The sequence below is a fragment of the Pseudoclavibacter sp. VKM Ac-2867 genome, assembly GCF_015351275.1.
Taxonomy (GTDB): Bacteria; Actinomycetota; Actinomycetes; order Actinomycetales; family Microbacteriaceae; genus Pseudoclavibacter.
The window spans coordinates 273097-299230 of the sequence record NZ_JADKSL010000001.1 but is presented as its reverse complement, the minus strand read 5'-3'; the positions used below and the strand labels follow the sequence as shown (position 1 = coordinate 299230).

Genomic DNA, 26134 nt, shown 5'->3' with positions numbered 1-26134 from the left:
CGCATCCCCCTAAGCTCTTCCGAAGCAAGGGGAGTACTCCCGTCTGCGGTGTGCCCGTCAATACGAGCGTGATTCCACGTTCCGGGGCACCGGTTCCGCCATGTCAGCGTCGCTGATCTGGCCGGAGTGGAGGAGACCTTGGTGTCGTTGTTGAACACCAATCCCCCTTTGGAGTACCCCCATGCAGGTCACCACCACTGTCTGGCTCATCACGATCGCGGTGACGATCGCCTTCTTCGTGTACGAGTTCTTCGCCCACGTGCGGAAGCCGCATGAGCCCACCATCGGCGAATCCGCCCGCTGGTCGGCGTTCTACATCGGCCTCGCGCTGCTGTTCGGCGTCGGCATCGGATTCGTCACCGACTGGCGCTACGGCGGCGAGTACTTCGCCGGCTACCTGACCGAGAAGGCGCTGTCACTCGACAACCTCTTCCTGTTCCTCATCATCATGACCGGCTTCGCGGTGCCCAAGATCTACCAGCAGAAGGTGCTGATGATCGGCATCGTCATCGCGCTCATCATGCGCGGTGGCTTCATCGCCGTCGGGGCCGCCCTCATCGAGAACTTCTCCTGGGTCTTCTACCTGTTCGGCGCGCTGCTGTTCGTGCTCGCCTACCAGCAGATCAAGGGCGACCACGGGGATCCCTCGAACAACGCCTTCATGCGCTTCGTGCGCCGCATCCTGCCCGTCACGGATGAGTACCACGGCGACAAGATGACCGTGAAGAAGGACGGCAAGCGCTTCGTCACCCCGATGCTCCTCACGATCGTCGCGATCGGCTTCATCGACCTGGTCTTCGCGCTCGACTCGATCCCCGCGATCTACGGGCTCACCAACGAGGCGTACATCGTGTTCACCGCGAACGCCTTCGCGCTCATGGGCCTGCGCCAGCTCTTCTTCCTCATCGGCGGACTGCTCGAGCGCCTCGTCTACCTCAGCCAGGGCCTCGCCGTCATCCTCGGCTTCATCGCCGTGAAGCTCGTCTTCCACGCCCTGCACGTCAACGAGGTTCCGTTCATCAACGGCGGCGAGCCGCTGCTGTGGGTGCCGGAGATCCCGATCTGGTTCTCGCTCACGTTCATCGGCGCGACCATCGCGGTCGCCACGATCGCGAGCCTCCTCAAGACGCGGAACGACCGCAGCAAGTCCGAGCGCTCCACCGTGCAGGACGAGCCCATCGAGACGGCCGCCGATGCTGCGGATGCGCCCCGCGCCGCCAGCGCCGGGTCGAGCGGTGCGAGCGCGAGCGAAGTGACCGCGAGCGGGTCCCCCGTCTCCGGCGGCGACTCCCGCGACGCCTAGCGAGCCGCAGAACCCCGACACCGCAAACGCTGCCCGACGTTTCGCCCTCTGAGACCACTCTCAGAGGGCAAAACGCCGGGCAGCGTTGCAGATGGGGCGAAAGCTGCGATGCGACGCCTCGGCCAGGACAGGGCCAGCGCTCCAGTTGACGCGCGTTAGTGAGTGTCGTACTGTGCTCCTATCGCTCGCATTAACGCGGGTTAGTCAATGAAGACAGGATTCCAATGAGCGGTCAGAATGCGTCGACACACGGGGGTCCCGCGCGTGCGAAGGCAGTCACCATGGCCGACGTGGCACGCCACGCGGGCGTCAGCCGGACGGCGGTCTCCTTCGCTCTGAACGGAACGGACGCGGCCATCCCGGAAGGCACCAGGCGTCGCATTCGCGATGCCGCCGCCGAGCTCGGGTACCGCCCGAATGCGGCAGCCAGGGCGCTCGCCGTCCAGCGCACCGGATGGTACGGACTCGTCACGGAGATCGTGACGGCCCCGTTCGCCGTCGACATCGTGAAGGGCGCCCAGTCGGCTGCGTGGGAGCTCGGCAGCTTCCTCCTCATCGCCCCGAGCGACGAGGAGCCGACCATGGAGTCGCTCGCGATCGAGAAGCTGCTCGAGCAGCGGGTCGAGGGCATCATCATCGCCGCGACGTGGCACCGCGGCATCCGCGTGCCGGACAACGCGCACGACGTGCCCTGCGTGCTGGTGAACTGCTACGACCTCGACAACCGAGTGCCGAGCATCGTCCCCGACGAACGCCAGGGTGGTCGCACGGCAGCTCGTGCGCTCCTCGACGCCGGACACGAGCGCATCGGCCACATCACGCTCGCCCCCGGCATCGCGGCGACGGTCGGCCGCCTCGCAGGCCTCCGCGACGAGATGCGCCTGGCGGGGCTCCCCCTCGGCGACGAGCTCATCGAGTCGAGCGACGGGACAGCGGATGGCGGTTACGCCGCGGCCACCAGACTCCTCGATCTGCCCGAGCGCCCGACAGCGATCTTCTGCGGCAACGACCGCGTCGCGATGGGCGCCTACGACGCCATCAAGGAACGCGGGCTCCGGATTCCCGAGGACATCTCCGTCGTGGGCTTCGACGACCAGGAGATCCTGGCCGGCTACCTGCGACCCGGCCTGACCACCGTCGCCCTTCCCTTCGAGGAGATGGGCGCGGCAGGGGTGACCATGCTCACCTCGCTGGCAGCGGGCGAGGCGATCACCGATCGACAGATCGAGATCGCCTGCCCGCTGCGCTCGCGCTCGTCCATCGGAGGTCGAATCCGATGATCGAGCAAATCCCTCCCCTGCGAACTCCTACGCACGCGAAGAAAGAGACACCATGACCCTATCCATCAGACAGCGCGTCGTCACCGTGGTCGGCATGGGCGCCGTTGCCGCGGTCGCCATGTCCGGCTGCACTGCGTCCGCTTCCGGCGCCGGTGAAGCACTCCTGACGATCCCTCGCGAGGACATGGGAACGTTCAGCCAGAACTTCAACCCGTTCTCGCCGACCGCCGCCCCGATGACGCAGCAGGCGATCTACGAGTCGATGCTCATCTACAACCCCGCCGCTGGCGACACCGTGCCGTGGCTCGCCGAGTCCTGGGAGACGAGCGGCGACGGCCTCACGCAGACCTTCGACCTCCGCGACGGCGTGCTGTGGTCCGACGGCGAGGCGTTCACCGCCGACGACGTCGTGTTCACCGTCGACCTGCAGCGCGAGCTGCTCGGCGGATTCGACTATCTCGCCGACGCCAAGGCCGTCGACGCGGACACGGTCGAGTTCACGCTCTCGAAGCCGTACAGCCCGGCACTCTACGAGCTGGGCCAGCTGACGCTCGTCCCCGAGCACATCTGGGCGGCCGAGGAAGATCCCGGCAACTTCGAGAACCCTCTGCCCGTCGGCACCGGCCCCTACACGGAGGTCACGAACTTCCAAGCGCAGTCGTTCGACCTCCTGCCGAACCCGAACTACTGGCAGGAGGGTGCGCAGAACATCCCAGGCATCCGGATGCTGGCGTTCGCCGGAAACGACGGGGCCAACCTGGCGGCCATCAACGGCGATGTCGACTGGGCACCGCAGTACATTCCGAACATCCAGACCGCGTTCGTCGACCGTGACCCCGAGAAGCGGCACTACTGGTTCCCGCCGACGGGATCGATGATCAACTGGCAGCTCAACACGACTCTCCCGATGTTCTCCGACGTCCGCGTCCGGCAGGCGCTCTCCATGGCGCTCGACCGCAAGCAGATCGTCGACGTCGGGATGTCCGGCTACACGACGGCGGCGGACTGCACCGGGCTCTCTGGCGCATACGACACCTGGCGCGACGAGGCGGTTGCGAGCTCCTGCGGCTGGGCCTCGCTCGACCTCGCAGCGGCGGCAGACCTCCTCGATGCCGCGGGATACCCGGAGGGCGCAGACGGGACGCGGACCACCCCGGACGGCCAGCCGTTCTCGTTCACCATCTCCGTCGGCTCGACGTCGAGCGACTGGCTCTCGGTCGCGAACATCATCGCGCAGAACCTGGGCGAGCTCGGCATCCAGGCGACCGTCGATTCGCCCGACTGGGCCTCGGTCGTCGCCGGATACGAGACCGGCGACTTCGAGACCGGCATCGTCTGGAGCGCCGCCGCGCCGACTCCGTACCAGTACTACCGCAACACGATGTCGACGGAGACCGTCGTTCCCGTCGGCGAGCAGACCTTCGACAACTACCACCGCTTCGGCAGTGCGGACGCCGATGCGCTGCTCTCCGAGCTGGCCAGCGCCTCCGAGCCGGAGCAGCAGGCCGCCGCGACCTCGGGCCTGCAGCAGCTTTTCGCGGAGCAGACCCCGGTCGTCCCCCTGTTCTCCGGCCCTGAATGGGGTGCGTACACGACCGAGCGCTTCGTCGGCTGGCCGACGGAGGAGGACCCGTATGCGACCCTCGCGACCCGTTCCTCCACCACTGTGCTCGTACTCACGAAGCTGACGCCCGCCGAGTAACAGCCGCCTTCTCTCGCCGCCGGCCGGGCCACATCCCGGCCGGCGGCCCAGCCGCCGCCTGCCCTGAAGGGGCCGCGCCGCCGCCCCATCAACTCCACCCGCTCCATCCATCGAGGAGGATGTCGTGAGCTTCATTCTGCGCAGGCTCGGGTTCTACCTGCTGGCCTTCTGGGTCTCCATAACCCTCAATTTTCTCCTCCCGCGTCTCATGCCGGGGGACCCCGTGACGCGCATGCTCTCGCGTTCTCAACAGCGCCTCGACCCTGAGCAGGTCGATTCACTCCGCGAGATGCTCGGCGTGAACGGTGGCCCATGGTGGCAGGAGTACCCCGAGTACCTGGTCCGGATTCTCACCGGCGACTTCGGCGTCTCCATCTCGAGGTTCCCGACGCCCGTGACGGAGGTCATCGCCCAGCAGCTGCCGTGGACGCTGCTGCTCGGCGCCGTCTCGCTGTTCATCGCCGTGATCATCGGCAACCTCCTCGGCATCCTGGCCGCGTGGCGTCGGGGCGGAGTGCTCGACTCGATCGTCCCGCCCTTCCTGGTCTTCATCGGCTCGTTCCCCTACTTCTGGCTCGCGATGGGCGCGCTCTACGTCTTCGGAGTCATGCTCGGGTGGGCCCCGCTGCGCCACGCGTTCAGCGTCGGCCTCACCCCGTCGTGGGATCCGGTGTTCATCAGCGACGTCGCGGCGCACCTCGTCCTGCCTGCGCTCTCCATCGTGCTCGTGTCGATCGGCGGGTGGATGCTCGGCATGCGCAACACGATGATCGCCACGAACTCAGAGGACTACATCCTCATGGCGGAGGCGAAGGGGCTCAGCTCGTCGCGTGTCATGCTCCGGTACGGGGCCAGGAACGCGCTGCTCCCGAGCGTCACCTCCATCGGGATGAGCCTCGGCTTCATCGTCGGCGGCGCCCTGCTCACCGAGGTCGTCTTCGCCTACCCGGGCGTCGGCTACCAGCTGCTCGCCGCCGTCCAGGGCCTCGACTACCCGCTTATGCAGGGCCTGTTCCTCACGATCACCGCCGCGGTGCTCCTCGCGAACTTCCTCGTCGACCTCATCTACGTCCGACTCGACCCGCGCGTTCGCGTGCGCTGAGAGGTACCCATGTCGATCCAAAGCCCCGAGTCGCTCGCGCACGCCTCAGCCGTCCGCGACGCGAGCCAACCGCCGAGCACCAGCTCGATCGCCACCCGTCTGCCGGATGAGCAGAACCGCTCGCGCGGACGTCAGCTGACGCGCCTGCTCCGCGCCCTGCTGCGCAACAAGAAGGCGCTGTCCGGGCTCATCATCCTGCTGGTCTTCGTGGTGCTCGCGCTCGCCGCACCCGTGATCTTCCCCGGTGACCCGTCCCGGATCGGGTCGGGCGGAGCAACGCCACCCAGTGCGGACCATCTGCTGGGCACGACCGCGAAGGGGCAGGATGTGCTCGCGCTCACCGTCTGGGGAGCTCGCTCGAGCCTGCTCGTAGGGTTCGTCGCGGGTGTGCTCTCGACACTCGTCGGCATCGTCGTCGGTCTCACGAGCGCCTTCTTCGGCAAGCGCGTCGACGATGCGCTCTCGCTGGTGACGAACGTCTTCCTCCTGATTCCCGGCCTGCCGCTGCTCGTGCTGCTCGCCGCGTTCCTCCCGCCGGGACTCGGCACGGTCATCGCGGTGCTCGTCATCACGGGCTGGGCTGGCAGCGCTCGGGTGCTCCGCGCTCAGGGCCTCTCGATCCGCGGCAAGGACTACATCGGCGCCGCCATCACCTCCGGAGAGCGACCGCTGTCGATCATCCTGCGGGAGATGCTGCCCAACGTGGCATCGATCGTGATGACCACGCTCCTCGCCTGCATCATCGGAGCGATCGGCGCGCAGGCCGGCCTCGAGTTCCTCGGGCTCGGCGACCCGAACACCCTCTCGTGGGGCACCAACCTGTTCTGGGCGTCCAGCGACGGCGCGCTCATGATCGGCCAGTGGTGGATCTTCGTCCCCTCCGGTCTCGCGATCGCGCTCGTCGCTTTCGCCCTCGCCCTCTGCAACTACGCGGTCGACGAGGTCACCAACCCACGGCTCCGGAGGCCGCGCACCGCGCGGACCGCAACGGCGCCCACGACCGTCGACCGCAAGGAGCAGGCACGATGAGCGTCCTCGAAGTCCGCGACCTCACGGTCGACTACGTCAGCGACGAGCGGTCCGTCCGCGGCGCCGACCGCGTCTCCTTCTCGATCGCGCAGGGTGAGATCCTCGGCCTCGCCGGGGAGTCCGGCTGCGGGAAGTCGACGTGCGCGAACGCCATCATGCGACTGCTGAAGGAGCCGGCCCGGATCACGGGCGGCAGCATCCTCTTCGACGGGCAGGACGTGCTGAGCATGGACGCCGGGCGCCTTCGCGATTGGCGCTGGCGGGAGGTGGCGATGGTGTTCCAATCGGCGATGAGCTCGCTCAACCCGGTGATGCGCATCGGCGACCAGCTCGTCGACACGCTGCGGGCTCACGAGCGGATCTCGAAGCGCGACGCTTGGCGCCGCGCCGGGGAGCTCCTCGAGATGGTCCGGGTGGGCGCGGACCGTCTCCGCTCGTACCCGCATCAGCTCTCCGGCGGCCAGCGACAGCGGGTGGTCATCGCGATGGCCTGCTCGCTCCGCCCCCGCCTGCTGATCCTCGATGAGCCCACGACGGCCCTCGATGTCGTGGTGCAGCAGGACATCCTGCAGCAGATCCGGGACCTCCAGCAGGAGCTCGACTTCGCCGTGCTGTTCATCACCCACGACATGTCGCTCATGCTCGAGCTGTCCGATCGCATCGGCATCATGGTCGCCGGCCGCATCGTGGAGGTCGCGCCCGCCGCGGTCATCCGAGACGGCGCGCGGCATCCGTACACCCGGGCGCTGCTCGGGGCGTTCCCACCCATCAGCGGGCCGAGGACGAAGCTCTCCGGCTTGGCTGAGGGCGTGCGCTTCACCGATGTCCCCGACCTCGTCGAGGTCGCCCCAGGCCACCTCGTCGCTCCGAGCGGCGCACTGATCGAGGAGGAGACGCGATGAGCGTCGTCACCGAGCACGAACCCGTCCTGCGCGTGCGGGGCCTCTCCAAGCGGTTCCCCGGCGCTGGCCTCTTCGGCCGTCGCGGCGCGGTGGACGCCCTGTCCGACGTCGACCTCTCGATCGGCCGCGGTGAGATCGTCGCGCTCGTCGGCGAGTCCGGGTCGGGCAAGTCGACGCTGGCGCGGTGCGTCGCGCGCCTCGAGCAGCCGACGGCGGGAACCGTCGAGCTCGACGGAGTGGATGTCCTGCGCTCCGAGCGCCGCTCGGCCTCCCGCGCATACCGGAACCGCGTGCAGATGGTGTTCCAGGACCCCTTCGGATCGCTCAACCCGGCCCACCGCGTCGGCGCGGTCCTCGAACGGACCTTCCAGCTGCACGGCATGGGCCATGGCGACGTGCACGAGCGCTGCGCCGAGCTCGTGGAGTCGGTCGGCCTGGATCGCCAGGTCCTGAGCGCATTCCCGCACGAGCTCTCGGGCGGCCAACGGCAGCGCATCGCGATCGCGCGCGTGCTGGCCGTGGAACCCGATGTCATCCTCGCCGACGAACCGACGTCGATGCTCGACGTCTCCGTGCGCATCGGCGTGCTGAACCTGCTCGCCGGGCTCAGGGACGAACGGGGCATCGCCATGCTCTACGTGACGCACGACCTCGCCTCGGCGAGGTACCTCGCCGACCGGATCCTGGTCATGCACCGCGGTCGGATCGTCGAGGGCGGCGAGTCGACCACGCTGCTCGCCAACCCCAGCCACCCATACACGCGCCTGCTCGTCGGCGCCGTCCCCGACCCCAATCGGGGCTCCGCACCGGACATCGGCGTTCGCGCCCGCCTGCGCGAGGAGATCGCCGCGTGGACCTCCGCGCCGGCACTCTCGCGCCGCATCGTCGACGCCGACAACGACCACTGGGTGCTCGCACCCGAGGAGAACGAATGACCGACACCACTGTCCGCGCCGACGAGCAGCTCGTGAGGGCTCAGTCGGACCGGCTTCGCCCAGCGTTCCACTTCACCTCGCCCGGCGGCTGGCTCAACGACCCGAACGGAGTCGCGCAGGTCGATGGGCTCCACCACCTCTTCTACCAGCACAACCCGGAAGCTCCGGTGCACCACCGCATCCACTGGGGTCACGCCGTCAGCGACGATCTTGTGCACTGGCGCGATCGTCCGATCGCGCTCCGCCCCGGAGAGGGCGCCGACGGCGACGGCTGCTGGTCCGGTGTGCTCGTCGACGACGCTGGCACGCCCACGCTGGTCTACTCGGGCCGCCAGGGGCTCCGCGAGCTGCCCTGCCTCGCCGTCGGCACGGCGGATTTCGAGGAGTGGTCGCCGCTGCCGGAACCGATCATCTCGACCCCTCCCGAAGGTGACCTCACTGCGTACCGCGACCACTGCGTGTGGCGCGAGGGCGACGTGTGGCGCCAGCTCATCGGCTCGGGTGTGCGCGGAGACGGTGGGTGCGCGTTCCTCTACGAGTCCCCGGACCTCCGCGAGTGGCGGCTCATCGGCCCGCTCGCGTCGCTCCCCGCGGGCCCGGTCGCTCTCGACGACCCGGACTGGACGGGAACGATGTGGGAGTGTGTCGACTTCTTCCGGCTGCTTCCCGGCGAATCGGCTGGAACCGCGGCGACCGCAGCGCCGGATGCCGCGAGCGGCGACCCGCATGCGCTCATCTTCTCCGCCTGGCACGAGGGCGCGACCCTGCATCCACTGATCGCCCTCGGGACCTATCGGGATGACCGGTTCCAGATCGACCGTGTCCAGCGGCTCGATCTCGGGAGGCGCCACGCCTACGCCCCGCAGACCTACCGCGACGAGGCGGGCCGACGCATCCTCTGGTCGTGGATGCAGGAGGGACGCACCGACGAGGCCATGATCGCCTCGGGCTGGTCGGGGGCCATGGCTCTCCCCCGGATCCTGTGGCTCGACCGTGGCGGGGTCGTCCGGCAGGAGCCGGTTCCGGAGTTCGCCGCTCTTCGAACGCACGAGCTCGCCGGCGACTGGTCTGGCGACGCCCTCGACATCGAGGTGGATGCGCTCGTTGGCGACGGGCGGCGACTGGCCGTGACCGTTCTCGCAACCCCGGACGGTGAGGAGGCGTGTGTCGTCGAGCTCGCTCGCCGGGACGGAGCGCTGCACCTGAGCCTCGATCGATCCCGGTCCTCCGCCGACACGACCGCGGACCGTTCGCGCCTCGCCGGCACGGTGCCGGAGCCGAGCACCGCCGACGACCGCGAGCGCCCCTCGCGTCTGCGCATCGTCGTTGATCGGTCCTCGATCGAGGTGTTCTGCGATGGCATCGCCCTGACGGCTCGTGTCTACCCCACCCGCACCGATGCGCTCGGCGCGAGAGTCGAGGGGGACGCCGCGGTCACGCGCGCGACCGCGTGGCACATGGCGGGCGCCGAGGAGCACGACCGGATCCAGCTGCGCTGAACGCGGCACCGACCCACCCCAGAGGGAACCTGATGACAAGCACCGCACCGACCACCTTCCGTCCCGCGTTCCACGTGAGCGTGCCCCGCGGGTGGAAGAACGATCCGCAGCGCCCCATCCGCGTGGGCGACGAGTACCTCTACTACTACCTCGCGAACGACGACTACGTCGAAGGCGGGATCGGAACATCGTGGCGTCTCGCGACCACGCGGGACCACGTTCGCTTCAGCGATCAGGGCACGGCGATCCCCAAGTTCGCGAACGGGAACGGGGACTGCTGGTCGGGCTCCGTGGTCGTCGATGCGCACAACACGGCCGGGTACGGACGTGATGCGGTTGTCGGGCTGGTCACGCAGGCGCCGGCCGGCGTGCAGGCGGTCTACCTCTGGGTCTCGACGGATGGCGGGCGCACCTTCACGCCAGGCCCGCCCGAGCCCGTCCTCCCGAACCCCGGGGTCGTCGACTTCCGCGACCCGAAGGTCGTCTGGGATGACGACCGTGCGCGCTGGTGCATGCTCCACGCGGAGGGTGACACGATCGGCTTCTACGTGTCGGCTGATCTGCACGGTTGGCGGCGAGTCGGCGAGCATCGCATCGAGGGCATCGGCCTCCTCGAATGCCCCGACCTGTTCCGGATGCGCGCGAGCGACGGCACGCGCCACTGGGTCCTCGGTATGAGTGCGAACGGCAAGGCGAGGGGCCTGCCCGCGACGTACGCCTACTGGGTCGGCGAGTTCGATGGATCGGCCTTCACCTGCGACGAGCGGGAGGCGCTGTGGCTGGACCACGGGTTCGACTTCTACGGGGCCGTCACCTACGACGCGCACGACGCGGGCGGAGACGTCGACGAGTCGTTGCGCCGCGCCATCGGCTGGGCGAACTTCTGGGACTACCCGCACAATGCACCGTCGATGGTATCCGACGGGTACAACGGCGACGACATGATCGTGCGAGAGCTTCGCCTGCACCGACGCGGCAGCGGTTACTCGCTGAGCGCTCAGCCACCGGCCGCGCTCCTGGAGCACGCCACTCGCCGCCATTCGCTGGGGACTGTGGCCGTCGCCGGATTCTCGGACCTCGAGGTGCGGGCGGTGGCGTACGAGCTGCGCTGCGAACTGCGCTGGGACCCGAGCTCGCCACCCACCGGTGCCGGGCTGGAGCTCCGTCGCGCGAGCGGGGGTGCTCGGCGCATCGGGGTGGGAGTGTCCTTCGCGGATGCCTCGATCTCCGTGGACCGAGGTGAGACGTGGAGCCCGAGTGGCGGCGCGACGACAACGAGCATCGACGCGTCGGCGGGATCGCTCCCCCTTCGGATCCTCGTCGACCGGTCCAGCATCGAGGTCTTCGTCGGCGAGGGGTTCGAGGTGCACTCGCATCGCGTGTTCCCGCTGCCAGCCGACGACGGCATCCGGCTGCTCGCCGAGGGCGGTTCAGCAACCTTCGCGGACCTCGAGATCATCGAGCTCGAGGTCCGCTGAGGCGCAGGCGCCCGCGTGCTCAGTCCAGCACGGCCGCGACGGGCACACGCGGCCGGGGCTCTTCAGCCAGCTCCGCGGATGAGGGCGGGTCCGCGCCCGGACGGGAGACGGTGATCGCCGCCGCCCTGGCCGCTCGCTCCAGCAGGCTGCTCAGGTCTCCGCGATCGAGGCGGCGGAGGGCCCCGCGAGCAGCGCCGTCCCTGAAGCCGAGCCGGAGCAAGCCCTCGATGATCGCCGACATGAACGTGTCGCCGGCGCCCACCGTGTCGGCCACGGCCACCGAGGCCGCGGCGACGTCCGTCGTTCCGGCCTCGGTCACTGCGGTGGCACCGCTGCCCCCTGCGGTGACGACAACGACCGAGGGGCCCATCGCTCGCCAGGCGCTGGCGACGTCGAAGAGGCGTTCCCCGGGGTAGAGCCAGGCGAGGTCCTCGTCGCTGGCCTTCACGACATCCGCGAGCGCCACGATCTCCTCGACTCGCCCACGGACCTCGCGGTGATCGCCGAGGAGTGCAGGCCTGATGTTCGGGTCGTAGGTGATAAGTGCACCTTCGCGCAGCCGGCGGATCGCCTGCAGCACCTCGCGTGCCCCCGGCTCGAGCAGTGCCGCGATGGACCCGGTATGCACGATGCCGGTAGTCACGGCGTCCTCGACTCGGACGTCCCAGTCGAGCTGGAAGTCGTAGTGCGCCGAGCCCGACTCGTCGAGGAATGCGGTCGCCGTCGACGTGGTGCCGACGCTCGGTCCCCCTCCGGTCAGAATCTCGACGCCGGACGCGTGCAGCCACGCGCGAACGCTCTCGCCGCGCCGGTCGTCACCGATTCGCGTCAGCAGGCGGGGACGGCAGCCGAGTCGTCCAAGCGCGAGCGCCACGTTCGCGGGGCTGCCCCCTGGGCTCTCATCGATGCTCCCGTCCACCCGGTGGACGACATCGACGAGAGCCTCGCCGATGACGAGGATGCTGGCGGTTGATAGCCCGGGCGCCACGTCTGCTGTGTCTGTGGCGCCTCGCATCTCGATCAACGCCCCGTCGAGCGCAGGAAGCTCAGCTCGCTCTGCGCCTCTTCGATGAGCGGGGTGAGCCGCTCGTTGAAGGCCTGCCCAGCAGGATGCGCCAGGTGGGCCTGGAATGCGGCGTCGTCCTCGTAGATCTCGAAGACCAGGAATCGGGCCGGCGCCTCCTGCCTGCGGTAGACCTGGAAGTCCAGATTGCCTGGCTCGGCTCGCACGACCTCGGCGTAGTCGAGGATCAGCTCCAGGACCGCGGCCTCGGCGCCGGGCCTGGCCGTGAACTCCGCGTAGAGCGTCGTCTGCTCAGCGGCCGATGCGCCGCCCTCGCCCTCACGCATCAGCGGCGCCCGTCATGATCGCGACGGCGTCGGTCATGCTGTGCGACTGCGGCGTTATGGTCGCGGCTCGCTTCCCGAGTCGTTGGATGTGGATCCGGTCGGCGACCTGGAAGACGTGCGGCATGTTGTGTGAGATCAGGATGACGGGAACGCCCTGCTCGCGAAGCCGCTCGATGAGCTCGAGCACCTGCTTCGACTCCCGGACGCCCAGCGCCGCCGTGGGCTCGTCGAGCACGACGACCTTGGATCCGAACGCCGCCGCCCGGGCGACCGCAACCGCCTGCCGTTGACCGCCTGACAGGTTCTCGACGGCGACCGTGACGTCCTGCAGCGTCGAGATGCCGAGGCGCTGGACCTGCTCGCGGGCTTCCTTGCGCATCCCCGAGGTGTCGAGGGCACGGAACACTGTGCCCGCGATGCCCGGCTTGCGCCGTTCGCGGCCGAGGAAGAGGTTGGATGCCACGTCGAGCGCAGGCGACACCGCGAGGTTCTGGTAGACGGTCTCGATGCCAGCGTCGCGTGCATCCTGCGGTCGCTTGAAGTGGACCGGCTCGCCGTCCAGCAGCAGCTCCCCCTGGTCGGGCACGTAGGCGCCGGTGAGGCATTTGATGAGCGTCGACTTCCCGGCGCCGTTGTCGCCGATGATCGCGAGCACCTCTCCGGCGTGCAGCTGAAGGCTCACCCCATCGAGCCCCACGACCTTGCCGAAGGTCTTGACCAGCCGCTTCGCCTCGAGGACAGGGACTCCCTTCGGTGCTGTCGTGGGCTCGACCGCGTCTGCTACGAGGCTCATTTGCGTACCTTCCTGATCCACTGGTCGACGGAGACCGCGACGATGACGAGAATTCCGATGGCGAGGGTCTGATAGAGACCGTCGACGCCCGCGAGGAAGAGACCGTTTCGGAAGACGCCCACGATGATCGCCCCGAGCAGCGTTCCCCAGATGATTCCCCGCCCGCCGAAGAGCGAGGTTCCGCCGATGACGACGGCGGTGATCGAGTCGAGGTTGAGGTCGGCGCCGGCATTGGGGCTGGCGGCACCCGATCGTCCGATCTGGATCCACGCGGCGACCGCGAGGACAGCACCAGCGACGACGTAGACGCTCATGAGCACCTTCGTCGTGGAGATGCCGGCCAGTCGCGCGGCCTCGGCATCGTCGCCGACCGCGTAGACGTGCCTCCCCCACGCGGTTCGCCCGAGCACATAGGCGACGAGCACGTAGAGCGCGAACATGATGATGACGCCGACGGTGAGCATGACGTCGCCGACCGGGAACGCGGTGGCCGTCCACGTGAGCAGCTCTGGCATCTCCGCCTTGCGGATCGTCTGCCCGCCGCTGTAAAGCAGCGTCAGCGCGACGAAGACGTTCAGCGTGCCGAGTGTCGCGATGAAGGGCGGCAGCTTGACCCTCGTGACCAGGAATCCGTTGAGGGTGCCGGCGGCCAGCGCGGCGAGCAGGCCCGCGAGCAGCGCCAGAGGGGCCGGGAACCCGTTGTGGACCGCGGTCTGCGCGGTGACCATCGACGCCAGGATCATGGCCGCCCCGACCGACAGGTCGATGCCTGCGGTCAGGATGATGAGCGTCTGCGCGATGGCGACCGTGCCCACGACGGAGACCTGGTCGAGGATGAGCGACAGGTTCCCCGGGGCGAAGAACCTGGGGTTGATCGTCCCGAAGACGATGATGGCGATCACGAGCACGACGGCCGGGCTGATGGCCGGATAGCGGTGCAGGACACCGCGGACCCGATCGAGCGGGGTCCGCCGGTCGAGGAATTCGGCGGCGAGGTCGAGGGATGAGGTGGGAGGAGAGGTCTGAGTCACGAGTTCACTTCCTTGCAGTGGCGAGAGGCGTCGCGGTGCCGTGCGGCTGTCGCGACGGGTGCTGGACTACTTCGTGCCCCAGCAGAGCTCCGCGCCCTCGGTCGTGTCGATGGATTCGACGCCGTCAGCGGGCTGGTCAGTCACCAGTGAGACACCCGTGTTGAAGAAGTCCAGGCCTTCGCTGGTCTCCGGGGTGCTGCCCGTTCCGACGAGCTCGGCGATCGCCTCGACGCCGAGCTCCGCCATCTTCACCGGGTACTGCTGGCTCGTGGCGTCGATGATGCCGTCGGCGACCTGGCCGACACCGGCGCATCCGCCGTCGATCGAGACGATCGTCACATCGTCCTTGCTCTTGCCCGCGGCCTCGAGCGCCTGGTAGGCGCCGTATGCGGCGGGTTCGTTGATCGTGTAGACGACGTTGATGTCCGGGTTCTTGGCAAGGAGGTTCTCCATCGCCGTGCGCCCACCGTCCTCGGCACCCTGGGATGCCTCGTTCCCGACGATGGTGTACTTGCCGCCCTGTCCGCCGGAGTAGTTCCCCTGCGGGGCTTCGTCGCCGTTCACCGTGTCACTGCCGAGCTCGATACCCATGCCCTGGAGGAACCCCTGGTTTCGGTTGTAGTCGACCGAGACCGCCTTGTCGTCGAAGAGGTCGATGAGGCCGATGACGGCCTCCTTGCCCGCAAGCGAGTCCGCTGCCCACTCGCCGACGTACTGCCCAGCGAGGAAGTTGTCGGTCGCGAAGGTGATGTCGACGGAGTCCGCCGGGTCCGGCACCGTGTCGAGGGCGATGACGAACAGGCCGGCGTCGCGAGCCTTCTGGACCGCGTCGAGCACGGCAGGCCCGTTCGGGGTGATGAGGATTCCCGCGTCGCCCTTGGAGATGGCCGCTTCGATGGCCTGGATCTGCGTGTCCTCGTCGCCGTCCTCCTTGCCTGCCGCGAGGGTGAGCGTCACCCCGTTCGCATCCGCTGCCGTCTGCGCGCCGTCCTGCATCGCGATGAAGAACGGGTTCGAGTTGGTCTTGACGATGAGCGAGACGCCGATGTCGCCCTCTCCCCCACCCTGCGCGGCCTGGTCGGCCCCGGCGCATCCCGTCAGCGTCAGCGCTGCGATGGCGAGCACCGAGGAGGCGGCGAGAAATGGCTTTCGAGCGATTGGATTGCGGTTCTTCATTGAATTCCCCTGATCGTCTGCGTTGATTGACAACGTTGTCAACCACGTTTGTACTCCATGCGCCGAGTAGAGTCAACGGGCCGTCGAAAGAAAGGTCGATCGTGACAACAGCACCCCGGCGAGACGACCCGGCGAGCGGGCGCTCGCGCACGACCATGAAGCAGGTCGCCTCCCTCGCAGGGGTCGGGGTGAAGACCGTCTCCCGCGTCGTGAACAACGAGCCGAACGTGTCCGCGACCACCACCGAGCGAGTGTGGAACGCCGTCAGGGCCCTGAACTATCACGTAGACCTCGCCGCCGGAAACCTCAGGAGAGCCGACGGACGGAGCCGGACGATCGGCCTCCTCGTCGGCAGCGTCGACAACCCGTTCGCAGCCGCGATCCACCGGGCTGTCGAGGACGCGGCACTGCACCACAGCGTGGCCGTGTTCGCATCGTCGCTCGACGACGACGCCACTCGCGAGGAGGGCGCCGTCAGCGCATTCATGCGACGGCGCGTGGACGGCCTGATCCTCACGACGACCCAGCAGCCCACCTACCTCACCACCCTCCGCGACCGGGACATCCCGGCCGTGTTCGTCGACCGCGTTCCCCCGGGACTCGACCTCGATGCCGTCTCGAGCGACAACCAGGCGGCGGCAGCGCGGGCGACGGCACACCTGATCAACCACGGCCACCAGCGGATCGCGCTCCTCACCGACCGCCTCTCGATCCAGACGGCCGAAGAGCGCCGTCGAGGCTTCCTCGAAGCCCTGGGTGAGGCCGGCATCCCCACACGGCTCGCCACGATCGTCACGGAGCTCCACGACGAAGAGACCTCGCGCGCGGCACTCGGCCGACTGCTCGACTCCGAAACGCCCCCGACAGCGGTCTTCAGCTCCCAGAACCTCGTCACCATCGGGGCCCTGCGAGCCCTCCGGGAGCGGGGCCTGCAGAACGAAATCGCGCTGGTCGGCTTCGATGACATCCCGCTTGCAGACCTGCTGGTTCCCGGCGTCACCGTGATCGCCCAGGACCCGCAGCAGATCGGGCAGCGCGCAGCCGAGCTGCTCTTCGACCGCCTCGGCGGCGACCGTGGCCCCGCCCAGCGCGTCACCGTCCCAACCCGCCTCATCGAGCGCGGCAGCGGCGAGATCCTCGCCCCCGCCTCCTGACGAGACCCTCACCCCCTGCCGTCGAGGTCGACACCACTCAGCTCTTGATTTGTCCGGTGGACAGTCTCTAGCATCGCTCGGAATGGACTGACATCGTTGTCAGTCCAGTCCGTTGCATTCGACGCACTGAGAAGAAATCGAGCGAATCCATGACATCGACGTCACCGAGACACCCGAGAAGGACGCGGAAGACTCTCGCCGCGCTGGCAGCGACCAGCATCGCGTTCGCCGTCCTCACCGGGACAGCCACCACGGCCACCGCCGAGGAACCGGCCGAGGCAGGGCAGGAGCAGTTCCGCCCGCAGTTCCACTTCTCCCCCGAGAAGAACTGGATGAACGACCCCAACGGCATGGTGTACGTCGACGGCGTCTATCACCTCTACTACCAGCACAACCCGGAGGGCACACGCTGGGGGAACATGAGCTGGGGCCACGCAACCTCCACCGACCTCATGCGCTGGGAGGAGCAGCCGCTCGCACTCCCCCAGACCTTCGACGATTCCGGAGTCGCGATCGAGGACATCTTCTCCGGATCGATCGTCGTCGACGAGACCAACAGCTCCGGTTTCGGCACCGGAGACAAGCCCCCGCTCGTCGCCATCTACACGAGTGCGTACACGCAGGATCACCCGACTCACCCCGGGATCCAGGCCCAATCGCTCGCCTACAGCAGCGACGGCGGGTACACCTGGACGAAGCACGAGGGCAACCCGGTCTACGACCGCGACTCCGCCAACTTCCGAGACCCGAAGGTCCTCTGGTACGACGGTCCGGCCGGCGCGTACTGGGTCATGGCTGCCGTCGAGGCGGTCGACCACAAGGTGATCCTCGCGAAGAGCACCGACCTGCGCTCCTGGGAGCACCTCTCTGAGTTCGGACCCGCGAACTCGACGGAGGGCATCTGGGAGTGCCCGGAACTCTTCGAGCTGCCCGTCGACGGCAACCCGGACGAGACGAAATGGGTCATGGTCGTCAATCTCAACCCGGGGGCTGTGGCTGGCGGCAGCGGGGGCCAGTACTTCGTCGGCGACTTCGACGGCGTCGAGTTCACGAGCGAGACCACGGTCGAGCCAGGCACCACGGTAGAGGGAACCCCGTTCGCGACCTTCGACGGCGGAGACTTCAGCGGGTGGACCGTCACCAACGAGGCTGGGAACGAGGCGGACGGGCCGTGGGGGCTTGCGCCGGCGGCCGGGACGCTGCCGGGCCAGGGCCCCGTCAAGGGGGCCATCGGAGCCGGCTTCGCCAACGGCTTCCACGGTGGAGACTGGCCGGTGGGCTCCCTCGAGTCCCCGCAGTTCACGATCGAGTCCGACGTCATCAACCTGCTCGTCGGCGGAGGCAACCACCCGTACGTGGACGGCTCGCAGCTCGGCAACGAACCGCCGACGGGCACCACCCTCTTCGACTTCGAGCTCGCCGATGGCGAGAACCTCCTCGGCTCAGGCTGGGAGGCGACGGGCGACTTCGCCCTCGACCCGGCACGCAGCCCCTCGAAGACGAGCGGCGAGTACGCGCTCGGCGACAAGCGCGTCAACACGTGGGAGGGCGGACCGCTCGGAGACGACAACACGGGCACGATCACGTCGCCCTCGTTTACTCTCGACGGGGATTTCGCTTCCTTCCTCATCGGCGGAGGCAACCGCAGCGACGGCACCCTCCAGGTCGAGCTGCTCGTCGACGGCAGCGTCGTGCGCACGCAGACCGGGGCCAACGCCGGGCAGATGACGTGGCAGTCGTGGGACATCAGCGAGTTCGTCGGCAAGGATGCGCAGCTCCGCGTTCGAGACGAGGCGACAGGCGGCTGGGGGCACCTCACCTTCGACCACCTCGTGATCGGCGACGAGCCCTCGCAGCTGCGCTCGGAGGAGACCGCGGTCAACCTCATCATCGACGGCGAAGTCGTGCGCACGGCCACCGGCAGGAACAGCGAGACGCTCGACTGGTCGAGCTGGGATGTCTCCGACCTCCGCGGCCAGCAGGCCACGATTCAGGCGGTCGACCAGAACAGGTCGGGCTGGGGTCACCTGATGCTGGACCAGATCATGTTCGCCGACACGAGCGTCCCCTCCACACTCGAGAGCTACGACTGGCTCGACTGGGGCCGCGACTACTACGCGACGGTCTCGTACTTCGGCACCCCGGAGGGGAGTCGGATCATGCAGGGCTGGATGAACAACTGGGACTACGCCAACGACATCCCCACTTCGACGTGGCGCAGCTCGATGACGCTCCCGCGCGAGGTCGTCCTGACTTCGACTCCAGCGGGACCGCGCCTCAAGCAGCAGGTCGTCCCCCAGGTCGATGAGCAGCTCGACGTTGCAGGCGCGGCCACGCGCACGGACGTCGCCCTCGATGGGGCGGTGGATCTCGGACTCTCGGGAGACGTCGTGAAACTCGACGTGACCCTGGAACCGGGCGAGGCGCAGCGGGCGGGAATCACGGTCTTCGGGGACGCCGAGTCGGGAACCCGCATCGGCTACGACACCTCACAGGGACGCCTGTTCGTCGACCGGACGAACTCCGGCAACGTCGACTTCCACCCCGCCTTCGCATCGGTGGAGGATGCGCCGGTCGCCCTCGACGACGACGGCTCGGTCACCTTCTCCCTCTACCTGGATCGCGCATCCGTCGAGCTCTTCACGGCGGACGGGATGGTGACCATCACCGACCAGGTGTTCCCGAACGAGGGCGCAGACGCCATCACCGCCTGGTCCGAGGGCGGAGCAGCGACGCTGCGCAGCATCACCGTCACGCCGGTCACGCCGACGATGTGGCAGGAGCCCGGCGTCGCCACCCCGCCGACCGCGACGGCCACGGCAGCCCCGACCGCGAGCGCCACTTCCTCGCCGTCAGCTGCACCCACATCCATGCCCACATCCACGCCTCAGGGTGGTTCGGAGACCGGGACGTCGACTCCGGAGGGGCTGGCGTCGACCGGTGCGGACTTCCCCCTGGCTGCTGTCCTCTTCGGCCTGGCGCTTGTCGGCGGAGGAGCGGTACTGGGTGCTCGACGACTCGGTCGCCGACGTCAGTAGCAAGAGCCTCCCGGCGACGCGGGACTAGGGGCCTGATCGCCGATCGCTGCCCGGCGTTTCGCCCTCTGAGACCACTCTCAGAGGGCGAAACGCCGGGCAGCGTCGGAGATGGGGCGGGCGCAGGGGCCGGCGGGTGTGCGGGCGCGGCGCGGAGGCGCGGGTTACTCCTCGAGGGGGCCGAGCGTGGCCTGAGCGACGAAGCGAGCGATGGGGGACGCCGTCACCTCAAGCTCGACGATCGCGACCGTGTTGACGCCGGCGCGGAGCACCGAGCCCGGCACGTAGAGCGTCTGCTGCGGTCCGCTGCGCCAATAGCGCCCGAGCAGGAAGCCGTTGACCAGGGCGTACCCCTTGCCCCACTTGGCCGTGTCGAGGTAGAGGTCGCTGGGCGCTTCGAGCTCGAACTCGCCGCGAAACCCTGTGAGTCCGAGCGGCGTGTCGGGATGAGCCAGTGGCGCGGATGTGCCGGCGGTGCCGACGGCAGCAGCGGAAGCACCACCAGCACGGGATGCACTGGCGACGGCCGAACCGATCGCGGCTCCGGCCTCTGCAACGTCGATGGGCGTCGCCGTCCAGCCCTCGACGGGAGCCCCGTCGAGGAGCGGCGTGCCGATGATGCCCTTCTCCTCGCCGATGCGTTCGGCGTAGTTGACGCGACCCTGCTCCTCCACGAGCACGCGCAGGCGCGTGCCGGCGGGCACGACGATCGATGTCTCGTGGAGGGTGCGCGACAGCGCGCCGAAGGGGACGCCGTCGATGGAGAGCCACGCGAAGTCGCGTACTTCCTCGAACTCCAGCAGGCGGGGTGCGGATGTGCTCGGCAGCTCGGCCGCGTAGGCGACCAGTGCGCTCAGGTGCTGCAGTGCGTCGAAGGTCGGGGGCACCGTGTGGCGTTCGCGGCTGACTGGCGGGAGCCACGCATCCGGAGCCACGATGGAGAGCGGCACCTCGAGCTCTGGGGCTGGGACCGCGAGCGCGGGGGTCTCCGCCGGCACGTCGGCGTACTTCGCGATGACGTCCCTGAACGCGAAGAACTTCGGGGTGGGGTTCCCGGCCTCGTCGAGCGGGGCGTCGTAGTCGTAGGACGTCGCGATGGGCAGGTACCTGCCCTTGTGGTTCGCGCCGTTGGTGAGGCCGAAGTTGGTGCCGCCGTGGACCATGTAGAAGTTCACGGAGGCGCCGGCGGCGAGCAGCGCGTCGAGCTCGCGCGCCGCATCCTCGACGCTCGTCGTGTGGTGGAAGGCGCCCCACCAGTCGAACCAGCCGTCCCAGAACTCGGCGCACATGAGCGGGCCGGTCGGCTGGTGGCGTCGCAGGGTGGCGAGGCGCTCGTCGGCGCGAGACCCGAAGGAGCCGGTGAGGTGCACGCCGTCGACGCTGCCGTCGCTCAGCATCTGGTCGGTGGGCTGGTCGATCGTCGTGAGCGGCACCGTGATGCCGGCCTCACGGGTGACCTCGACGAGCCGCTCGAGGTAGGCGGTGTCGTTGCCGTAGGCGCCGTACTCGTTCTCGATCTGCACGAGCACCACGGGGCCGCCGACGTCGATCTGCCGCGGCGCGACGATGTCGTAGACCCGCCGCAGGTAGGTCTCGACCTCGTGCAGGTACGTGGGCTCCGAGCGTCGAAGCCCGACTCCGGGCAGCGCGGTGAGCCAGGTCGGGAGCCCGCCGTTGTGCCATTCCGCGCAGATGTAGGGGCCAGGGCGCACGATGGCATGCATCCCTTCGGCCGCGATCAGGTCGAGGAACCGGCCGAGGTCGTTCCAGCCGGTCGCATCCCACTCCCCCTTGCGGGGCTCGTGGGCGTTCCAGGCGACGTAGGTCTCGATCGTGTTGAGGCCCATGAGCTTGGCCTTGTGGATGCGGTCGGCCCACTGCTCGGGATGCACGCGGAAGTAGTGCAGCGCCCCGGAGAGCACGCGGTGGGGTTCGCCGTCGAGGAGGAAGTGCTCTTCGCCGATCTCGAAGGTCATGTGAGCAGACTCCAGTCTTCTGTCTTCGCTGACATCGGGGGTGTTTCTGGGAACTGGGGTGGCTCAGCGTTGGACGGCGTCGCCGACGCCGTCCACGAGCTCGCGCAGCTCACCCCAGCTCGGCAGCGACTCCCAGTCGCCGTCGCTGCGGCAGGCGCTCGCTCCGCACGCGGCGGCCGTCAGCATGCGCTGTTCCAGGGGTGCCGCGCGGGTGAGCTCGACGAGGTATCCGGCGGCGAAGGCATCGCCGGCGCCGACCGTGTCGACGACGTCGACCGCGAAGGCCGGCACCTCGACCTCGAGGTCGCCGTCGATGCCGGACGCGCCGTGCTCGCCGCGCTTGATGACGGCCTGCCTGGGCCCGAGGGACTGCAGGGCTCGAGCCTGCTCGAACGGGGACGCCTCGCCGACGAGCATGGCGGCCTCGTCGTCTCCGGCGAAGACGACGTCGCTGAGCGCGGCGAGCTCGCGATAGCGAGGAGCCGCGGCCTCAGCCGACCACAGCTTGCTGCGGTGGTTGACGTCGAACGACACGATCACGCCGTGCTCGCGAGCGAGGCGGACGGCGCTCAGCACCGTCTCGGCGGCGCTGTCGCTGAGGGCGAGGCTGATGCCCGTGACGTGCAGGACCTGGGCGCCCACGATGGCCTCGCTCGGGACGTCGGCCGGTGTGATGCGGCTGCCGGCGAGTCCGCCGCGGTAGTAGGTGACGCGGCTGCGGCCCGGGCGGGGCCGGTCCTTGAGCATGATCGCGGTGGGTGCATCCGCGTCGACCGTCTCGTGCAGCTGCACCTGTTCGGCCCTGAGGGCACGGAGGATGCGTCTGCCGACGGCGTCATCGCCGACCCGACCGATCCACGCGGCCTCGACGCCGAGTCGGGCGGCGGCGATGGCGACGTTGCTCTCTGCGCCGCCGAAGCTCATCTCCGCGTCGGACTGCAGGTCGAAGCCACCGGTCCGGCGCGCGATCACCAGCCCAAGCGCCTCGCCGATCGTGACGATGCCGCTCACGTGCGGCCGACCTTGGCGGCGCTCACGCGGGTCGCGATGTCGGCTGCCGCGCTGGCTGCCTCGGCGACCGCGTCTGCGCCCTCGTCGAGCAGCTTCGAGCTGCCGAGCCAGCTTCCGCTCGCCGCGAAGACCGCCGGATGCTCGAGGTGCTCGGCGAGGTTGGCGAGGCTGATGCCGCCGCTCGGCATGAACGTGATGCCGCGGAACACGGAGGCGTACGTGCTGAGCAGGGACAGCCCGCCGAAGTTGCCGGCCGGGAAGAGCTTGAGCTGCGACAGTCCGAGGTCGCGGGCCGCCGTGATGTCGCTCGGCGTGAGCGTTCCGGGGAGGATCGGAACGTCTGCGTGCTGCGCGACTCGGACGACCTCCGCCGACAGGCCGGGCGAGACGAGGAACTGCGCCCCCGCATCCAGCGCCTGCTTGGCCTGCTCGGTGTCGAGCACGGTGCCAGCACCCACGATGAGGTCGGGGCGTCCCGCGATGTGGCGCAGCGCATCCAGTGCCCCGTCGCCGCGCAGCGCGATCTCGACGATGCCGATGCCGCCCGCGACGAGACCGTCGGCGAGCGCCTCGGCCTGCGCCTGCGTGCTCGGCGTGGAGAGGGGAACGACGGAGTGGCCCTCGAACAGGGCGCTCATCGTGCGAGCCATCCGCCGTCGACGGGGAGGACGACGCCCGTGACGTAGGAGGCGGCCGGGCTCGCGAGGAACACGGCGGCACCGCCGAGGTCTTCAGCCTCGCCCCAGCGGCCCGCGGGGATGCGCTCGAGGATGGAGCGCGAGCGGTCGCTGTCTTCGCGCAGCGCCTCGGTGTTGTCGGTCGCGATGTAGCCGGGGGCGATCGCGTTGACGGTCACGCCGCGGGATGCCCACTCGTTGCTGAGGGCGTGGACGAGGCCCGCGATGGCCGACTTCGACGCCGTGTACCCGGGCACGTTGATGCCGCCCTGGAAGCTGAGCAGGCTCGCGGTGAAGATGATGCGTCCGTCGCCGCGCTCGACCATGGCCGCGCCGACGATCTGGCTGAGCACGAACTGGCTCGAGAGGTTCACCTGGATGACCTCGTCCCACCAGTCGAGGGAGTGCTCGGCTGCGGGCGCGCGGCGGATGGTGCCCGCGTTGTTGACAAGGATGTCGGCGTGCTTCACGGATGCGCCGAACTGCTCTACGGCGGCGCGGTCGGTGAAGTCGACGCCGTGCCCCTCGAAGCTGCGGCCGAGCGAGCGGACACGTGCCCCGACTTCGCCGCCGTCGGCTTCCTGCTGGGAGGACGCGGCGATGATGTCCGCCCCTGCCTCGGCGAGTGCCGTGGCGATGCCGAGGCCGATGCCGCGGCGGGCGCCGGTGACAACCGCGGTCTTTCCAGTGAGGTCGAAGCTGGTCATAGCGACCCTTTCGCGTGAGGCCAGGTCCACCTGGCGGAACTCGGTTTCATTCACCTACTATAGACGTGCCACGAACGAATCACGAGAGGAACTCCCTTGTCTCAGCAGTACCGCCCGGGTCGCCCGGAAGACATCCCCACCCTCGACCAGCAGGCGCTCCGTGACCGCTACCTCGTCGAGCAGCTCCTCACGCCAGGTGAGATCCGCGTCGTCGCGACGCACTTCGACCGCGTCGTCACCGTCGGCGCCGTCCCCACCGACAGCCCCCTCACGCTCGAGACCGTCGACGAGCTGCGCAGCGAGAACTTCCTCGACCGCCGCGAGCTCGGCATCGTCAACACGGGCGGCGCCGGCGTCGTCGTCGCCGACGGCGAGCGCTACGAGCTCGCGAAGACCGCCGTGCTCTACCTCGGCCGCGGCACCGTCGAGGTCACCTTCGAGAGCAACGACGCCGCAGACCCCGCCAAGTTCTATGGCTTCAGCGCCCCCGCGCACACGGCCTACCCGAACACCCTCGTCACCCCCGAAGAGGGCACGATCCGCGAGCTCGGCGACCAGGTCACGTCGAACCGTCGCACGCTGCGCCAGTGCATCCACGAGAACGGCGTCAAGAGCTGCCAGATCGTCATGGGCGTCACGAGCCTCCACGCCGGCAGCATGTGGAACACCATGCCAGCGCACACACACGACCGTCGCACCGAGGTGTACCACTACTTCGACCTCGAAGAGGACCAGCGGGTCGTGCACCTCATGGGCGACCCCAAGGAGACGCGCCACCTCATGGTCGCGAACGGCGACGTCGTGCTCTCCCCGAGCTGGTCACTGCACTCCGGAGTAGGATCTTCCAGCTACTCGTTCGTGTGGGCGATGGCCGGCGAGAACCAGTCGTTCGACGACATGGACTCTGTCCCGATCACCGCGATGCGGTGACGACTCCAACAACGAGGGTGGTCAGGATGGACGACGCAGGCCAGTCGCCGACCCCGCCTGCGGGCGCAAGCGAGAAGACGCTGCTTGTGCTCGCGGCGGCCCTCGCGCATCCGCGCTTCACGGACATCGTCGCCGAAGCCGGACTCGCGAAGGCGACCGTCCACCGCATCCTGGGCACCCTCGTCGCGCAGCACTACCTCGGGGGCAACTCCGAGCAGGGCTACCGGGCCGGCCCCAACCTGCTCGCCCTCGCGGGCCGGGCGCTCGCGAGCGTCGACATCTCGCAGGTCGCGGGCCCCATCGTCGACGAGCTCGCCGCCTCCGTCGACTGCACCATCCACGTAGGCGTCGCGACGGAGAGCGAGATGGTCTACCTCATCCGTCGCGACTCGGCGAAGCCGTACCGCATGCGCTCGCGCGTCGGCCTCGGCGTGCCCCTGCACAGCTCCGGCATGGGCAAGGTCGTGCTCGCCGACTGGGCGCCGGAGCGAGTGGATGCGCTTGCCGCGCGCGTCGGCCTGCCGCGGCGCACCGACCTCACGATCACCGATCTCGGCCTGCTGCACGAGGAGCTCGCCCGCGTCCGCGAGCGCGGCTACTCGACGGACCTGGGCGAGAACGAGACGGGCACCGTGTGCGTCTCTGCGCCCATCCGCGACCACACCGGCGCCGTGACGCACGGCCTCTCGGTGTCCTCGATCGAGCTCGAGTACCCGGGCCTCAGCATCGAGGCGCTCGCGCCCGCCGCGATCGCGGCAGCCGACCGCATCTCCCGCGAGCTCGGGGCCCCCGGGGCGTAGAGCCAAGCCGCCAATTCTCGGCGATCGCCGCTGGCGCCTGACCAACTTCAGTGCAAACTTCGTCGCTGACACGGTTCCCGCAGCTGATGTCGCCGTTTCTGCACTGATGTTGGACACCGTTCTTGCCGCGACGGCTCCGTGCGCCAGTCCGCCGTCGGTGTGCGCTCCGGCGGCGACATCCGGCACCCCTGACCAACTTCAGTGCAAACTTCGTCGCTGACACGGTTCCCGCAGCTGATGTCGCCGTTTCTGCACTGATGTTGG

22 protein-coding genes are annotated in these 26134 nt (G+C 68.9%); 13 read left to right on the top strand and 9 right to left on the bottom strand.

Annotated elements, in window-relative coordinates; all coding sequences use genetic code 11:
• The first annotated feature begins 181 nt into the window (after positions 1–181).
• The 9 genes from ITJ67_RS01315 to ITJ67_RS01275 all read left to right on the top strand — a co-directional run bounded on the left by ITJ67_RS01315 (position 182) and on the right by ITJ67_RS01275 (position 11230).
• Positions 182–1303: a TerC family protein gene (locus ITJ67_RS01315; protein ID WP_194676498.1), complete on the top strand. Its 1122-nt coding sequence runs from the start codon at positions 182–184 to the stop codon at positions 1301–1303.
• Between the two features lie 281 nt (positions 1304–1584).
• Entirely contained in the window at positions 1585–2583 is a 999-nt protein-coding gene (locus tag ITJ67_RS01310) for a LacI family DNA-binding transcriptional regulator (RefSeq protein ID WP_236558281.1), read from the top strand.
• Positions 2584–2635: 52 nt separating this feature from the next.
• Positions 2636–4285, top strand: a complete 1650-nt coding sequence (locus ITJ67_RS01305) for an ABC transporter substrate-binding protein (protein ID WP_194676497.1) — start codon at positions 2636–2638, stop codon at positions 4283–4285.
• Between the two features lie 124 nt (positions 4286–4409).
• On the top strand, positions 4410–5387 hold the full coding sequence (locus ITJ67_RS01300) for an ABC transporter permease (RefSeq protein ID WP_160071055.1): 978 nt from the start codon (positions 4410–4412) through the stop codon (positions 5385–5387).
• A gap of 9 nt (positions 5388–5396) precedes the next feature.
• Positions 5397–6416: an ABC transporter permease gene (locus tag ITJ67_RS01295; protein WP_160071056.1), complete on the top strand. Its 1020-nt coding sequence runs from the start codon at positions 5397–5399 to the stop codon at positions 6414–6416.
• Positions 6413–7318, top strand: coding sequence for an ABC transporter ATP-binding protein (locus ITJ67_RS01290; RefSeq protein ID WP_104298238.1), 906 nt, complete (start codon positions 6413–6415; stop codon positions 7316–7318). Before ITJ67_RS01295 ends, ITJ67_RS01290 begins: the two co-directional genes overlap by 4 nt.
• The gene (locus tag ITJ67_RS01285; RefSeq protein WP_194676496.1) at positions 7315–8253 is read left to right on the top strand and encodes an ABC transporter ATP-binding protein; all 939 of its coding nucleotides are present in this window, start codon (positions 7315–7317) and stop codon (positions 8251–8253) included. The genes ITJ67_RS01290 and ITJ67_RS01285 overlap by 4 nt, the downstream gene beginning before the upstream one ends.
• On the top strand, positions 8250–9752 hold the full coding sequence (locus ITJ67_RS01280; RefSeq protein WP_160071058.1) for a glycoside hydrolase family 32 protein: 1503 nt from the start codon (positions 8250–8252) through the stop codon (positions 9750–9752). Before ITJ67_RS01285 ends, ITJ67_RS01280 begins: the two co-directional genes overlap by 4 nt.
• 32 nt (positions 9753–9784) lie before the next feature.
• Positions 9785–11230 (top strand): glycoside hydrolase family 32 protein, encoded by a 1446-nt coding sequence (locus tag ITJ67_RS01275; protein ID WP_194676495.1) that lies wholly within the window; start codon positions 9785–9787, stop codon positions 11228–11230.
• 19 nt (positions 11231–11249) lie between these two features.
• On the opposite strand, the gene ITJ67_RS01270 is transcribed toward ITJ67_RS01275, so the two are convergent.
• The 5 genes from ITJ67_RS01270 to ITJ67_RS01250 all read right to left on the bottom strand — a co-directional run bounded on the left by ITJ67_RS01270 (position 11250) and on the right by ITJ67_RS01250 (position 15580).
• On the bottom strand, positions 11250–12218 hold the full coding sequence (locus ITJ67_RS01270) for a PfkB family carbohydrate kinase (protein WP_323741351.1): 969 nt from the start codon (positions 12216–12218) through the stop codon (positions 11250–11252).
• Positions 12219–12250: 32 nt separating this feature from the next.
• Complete coding sequence (locus ITJ67_RS01265; protein WP_160071061.1) at positions 12251–12580, bottom strand: putative quinol monooxygenase; 330 nt, start codon at positions 12578–12580, stop codon at positions 12251–12253.
• Positions 12573–13373, bottom strand: a complete 801-nt coding sequence (locus ITJ67_RS01260; RefSeq protein WP_104305877.1) for an ATP-binding cassette domain-containing protein — start codon at positions 13371–13373, stop codon at positions 12573–12575. The genes ITJ67_RS01265 and ITJ67_RS01260 overlap by 8 nt, the downstream gene beginning before the upstream one ends.
• A complete protein-coding gene (locus ITJ67_RS01255) occupies positions 13370–14404 on the bottom strand; it encodes an ABC transporter permease (protein WP_104332576.1) in 1035 nt (344 codons plus the stop codon). Before ITJ67_RS01255 ends, ITJ67_RS01260 begins: the two co-directional genes overlap by 4 nt.
• Positions 14405–14470: 66 nt before the next feature.
• Entirely contained in the window at positions 14471–15580 is a 1110-nt protein-coding gene (locus tag ITJ67_RS01250; protein WP_194676493.1) for a substrate-binding domain-containing protein, read from the bottom strand.
• A 101-nt stretch (positions 15581–15681) separates the two neighbouring features.
• On the opposite strand from ITJ67_RS01250, the gene ITJ67_RS01245 reads away from it, so the two are divergent.
• The gene (locus tag ITJ67_RS01245) at positions 15682–16734 is read left to right on the top strand and encodes a LacI family DNA-binding transcriptional regulator (RefSeq protein WP_323741350.1); all 1053 of its coding nucleotides are present in this window, start codon (positions 15682–15684) and stop codon (positions 16732–16734) included.
• A gap of 149 nt (positions 16735–16883) precedes the next feature.
• Entirely contained in the window at positions 16884–19772 is a 2889-nt protein-coding gene (locus tag ITJ67_RS01240; protein WP_194676492.1) for a glycoside hydrolase family 32 protein, read from the top strand.
• A 161-nt stretch (positions 19773–19933) separates the two neighbouring features.
• Here ITJ67_RS01240 and ITJ67_RS01235 read toward each other — a convergent pair whose 3' ends face one another.
• The 4 genes from ITJ67_RS01235 to ITJ67_RS01220 all read right to left on the bottom strand — a co-directional run bounded on the left by ITJ67_RS01235 (position 19934) and on the right by ITJ67_RS01220 (position 24140).
• Positions 19934–21745: a glycoside hydrolase family 35 protein gene (locus tag ITJ67_RS01235; RefSeq protein WP_194676491.1), complete on the bottom strand. Its 1812-nt coding sequence runs from the start codon at positions 21743–21745 to the stop codon at positions 19934–19936.
• Between the two features lie 63 nt (positions 21746–21808).
• A complete protein-coding gene (locus ITJ67_RS01230; RefSeq protein ID WP_194676490.1) occupies positions 21809–22756 on the bottom strand; it encodes a sugar kinase in 948 nt (315 codons plus the stop codon).
• Complete coding sequence (locus ITJ67_RS01225) at positions 22753–23394, bottom strand: bifunctional 4-hydroxy-2-oxoglutarate aldolase/2-dehydro-3-deoxy-phosphogluconate aldolase (RefSeq protein WP_228502156.1); 642 nt, start codon at positions 23392–23394, stop codon at positions 22753–22755. Before ITJ67_RS01225 ends, ITJ67_RS01230 begins: the two co-directional genes overlap by 4 nt.
• Positions 23391–24140, bottom strand: a complete 750-nt coding sequence (locus ITJ67_RS01220; protein ID WP_194676488.1) for an SDR family oxidoreductase — start codon at positions 24138–24140, stop codon at positions 23391–23393. Before ITJ67_RS01220 ends, ITJ67_RS01225 begins: the two co-directional genes overlap by 4 nt.
• A 96-nt stretch (positions 24141–24236) precedes the next feature.
• On the opposite strand from ITJ67_RS01220, the gene kduI reads away from it, so the two are divergent.
• Positions 24237–25070: a 5-dehydro-4-deoxy-D-glucuronate isomerase gene (kduI, locus tag ITJ67_RS01215; RefSeq protein ID WP_194676487.1), complete on the top strand. Its 834-nt coding sequence runs from the start codon at positions 24237–24239 to the stop codon at positions 25068–25070.
• Between the two features lie 26 nt (positions 25071–25096).
• The gene (locus ITJ67_RS01210) at positions 25097–25870 is read left to right on the top strand and encodes an IclR family transcriptional regulator (protein ID WP_194676486.1); all 774 of its coding nucleotides are present in this window, start codon (positions 25097–25099) and stop codon (positions 25868–25870) included.
• Positions 25871–26134: the final 264 nt, after the last annotated feature.

Bases quoted from the DNA above. Each gene is read 5' to 3' on its own strand.
- ITJ67_RS01315 (WP_194676498.1), top strand. From the start codon at position 182: ATGCAGGTCACCACCACTGTCTGGCTCATCACGATCGCGGTGACGATC.
- ITJ67_RS01310 (WP_236558281.1), top strand. From the start codon at position 1,585: ATGGCCGACGTGGCACGCCACGCGGGCGTCAGCCGGACGGCGGTCTCC.
- ITJ67_RS01305 (WP_194676497.1), top strand. From the start codon at position 2,636: ATGACCCTATCCATCAGACAGCGCGTCGTCACCGTGGTCGGCATGGGC.
- ITJ67_RS01295 (WP_160071056.1), top strand. From the start codon at position 5,397: ATGTCGATCCAAAGCCCCGAGTCGCTCGCGCACGCCTCAGCCGTCCGC.
- ITJ67_RS01290 (WP_104298238.1), top strand. From the start codon at position 6,413: ATGAGCGTCCTCGAAGTCCGCGACCTCACGGTCGACTACGTCAGCGAC.
- ITJ67_RS01285 (WP_194676496.1), top strand. From the start codon at position 7,315: ATGAGCGTCGTCACCGAGCACGAACCCGTCCTGCGCGTGCGGGGCCTC.
- ITJ67_RS01280 (WP_160071058.1), top strand. From the start codon at position 8,250: ATGACCGACACCACTGTCCGCGCCGACGAGCAGCTCGTGAGGGCTCAG.
- ITJ67_RS01275 (WP_194676495.1), top strand. From the start codon at position 9,785: ATGACAAGCACCGCACCGACCACCTTCCGTCCCGCGTTCCACGTGAGC.
- ITJ67_RS01265 (WP_160071061.1), bottom strand. From the start codon at position 12,580: ATGCGTGAGGGCGAGGGCGGCGCATCGGCCGCTGAGCAGACGACGCTC.
- ITJ67_RS01260 (WP_104305877.1), bottom strand. From the start codon at position 13,373: ATGAGCCTCGTAGCAGACGCGGTCGAGCCCACGACAGCACCGAAGGGA.
- ITJ67_RS01250 (WP_194676493.1), bottom strand. From the start codon at position 15,580: ATGAAGAACCGCAATCCAATCGCTCGAAAGCCATTTCTCGCCGCCTCC.
- ITJ67_RS01240 (WP_194676492.1), top strand. From the start codon at position 16,884: ATGACATCGACGTCACCGAGACACCCGAGAAGGACGCGGAAGACTCTC.
- ITJ67_RS01235 (WP_194676491.1), bottom strand. From the start codon at position 21,745: ATGACCTTCGAGATCGGCGAAGAGCACTTCCTCCTCGACGGCGAACCC.
- ITJ67_RS01225 (WP_228502156.1), bottom strand. From the start codon at position 23,394: ATGAGCGCCCTGTTCGAGGGCCACTCCGTCGTTCCCCTCTCCACGCCG.
- ITJ67_RS01220 (WP_194676488.1), bottom strand. From the start codon at position 24,140: ATGACCAGCTTCGACCTCACTGGAAAGACCGCGGTTGTCACCGGCGCC.
- ITJ67_RS01210 (WP_194676486.1), top strand. From the start codon at position 25,097: ATGGACGACGCAGGCCAGTCGCCGACCCCGCCTGCGGGCGCAAGCGAG.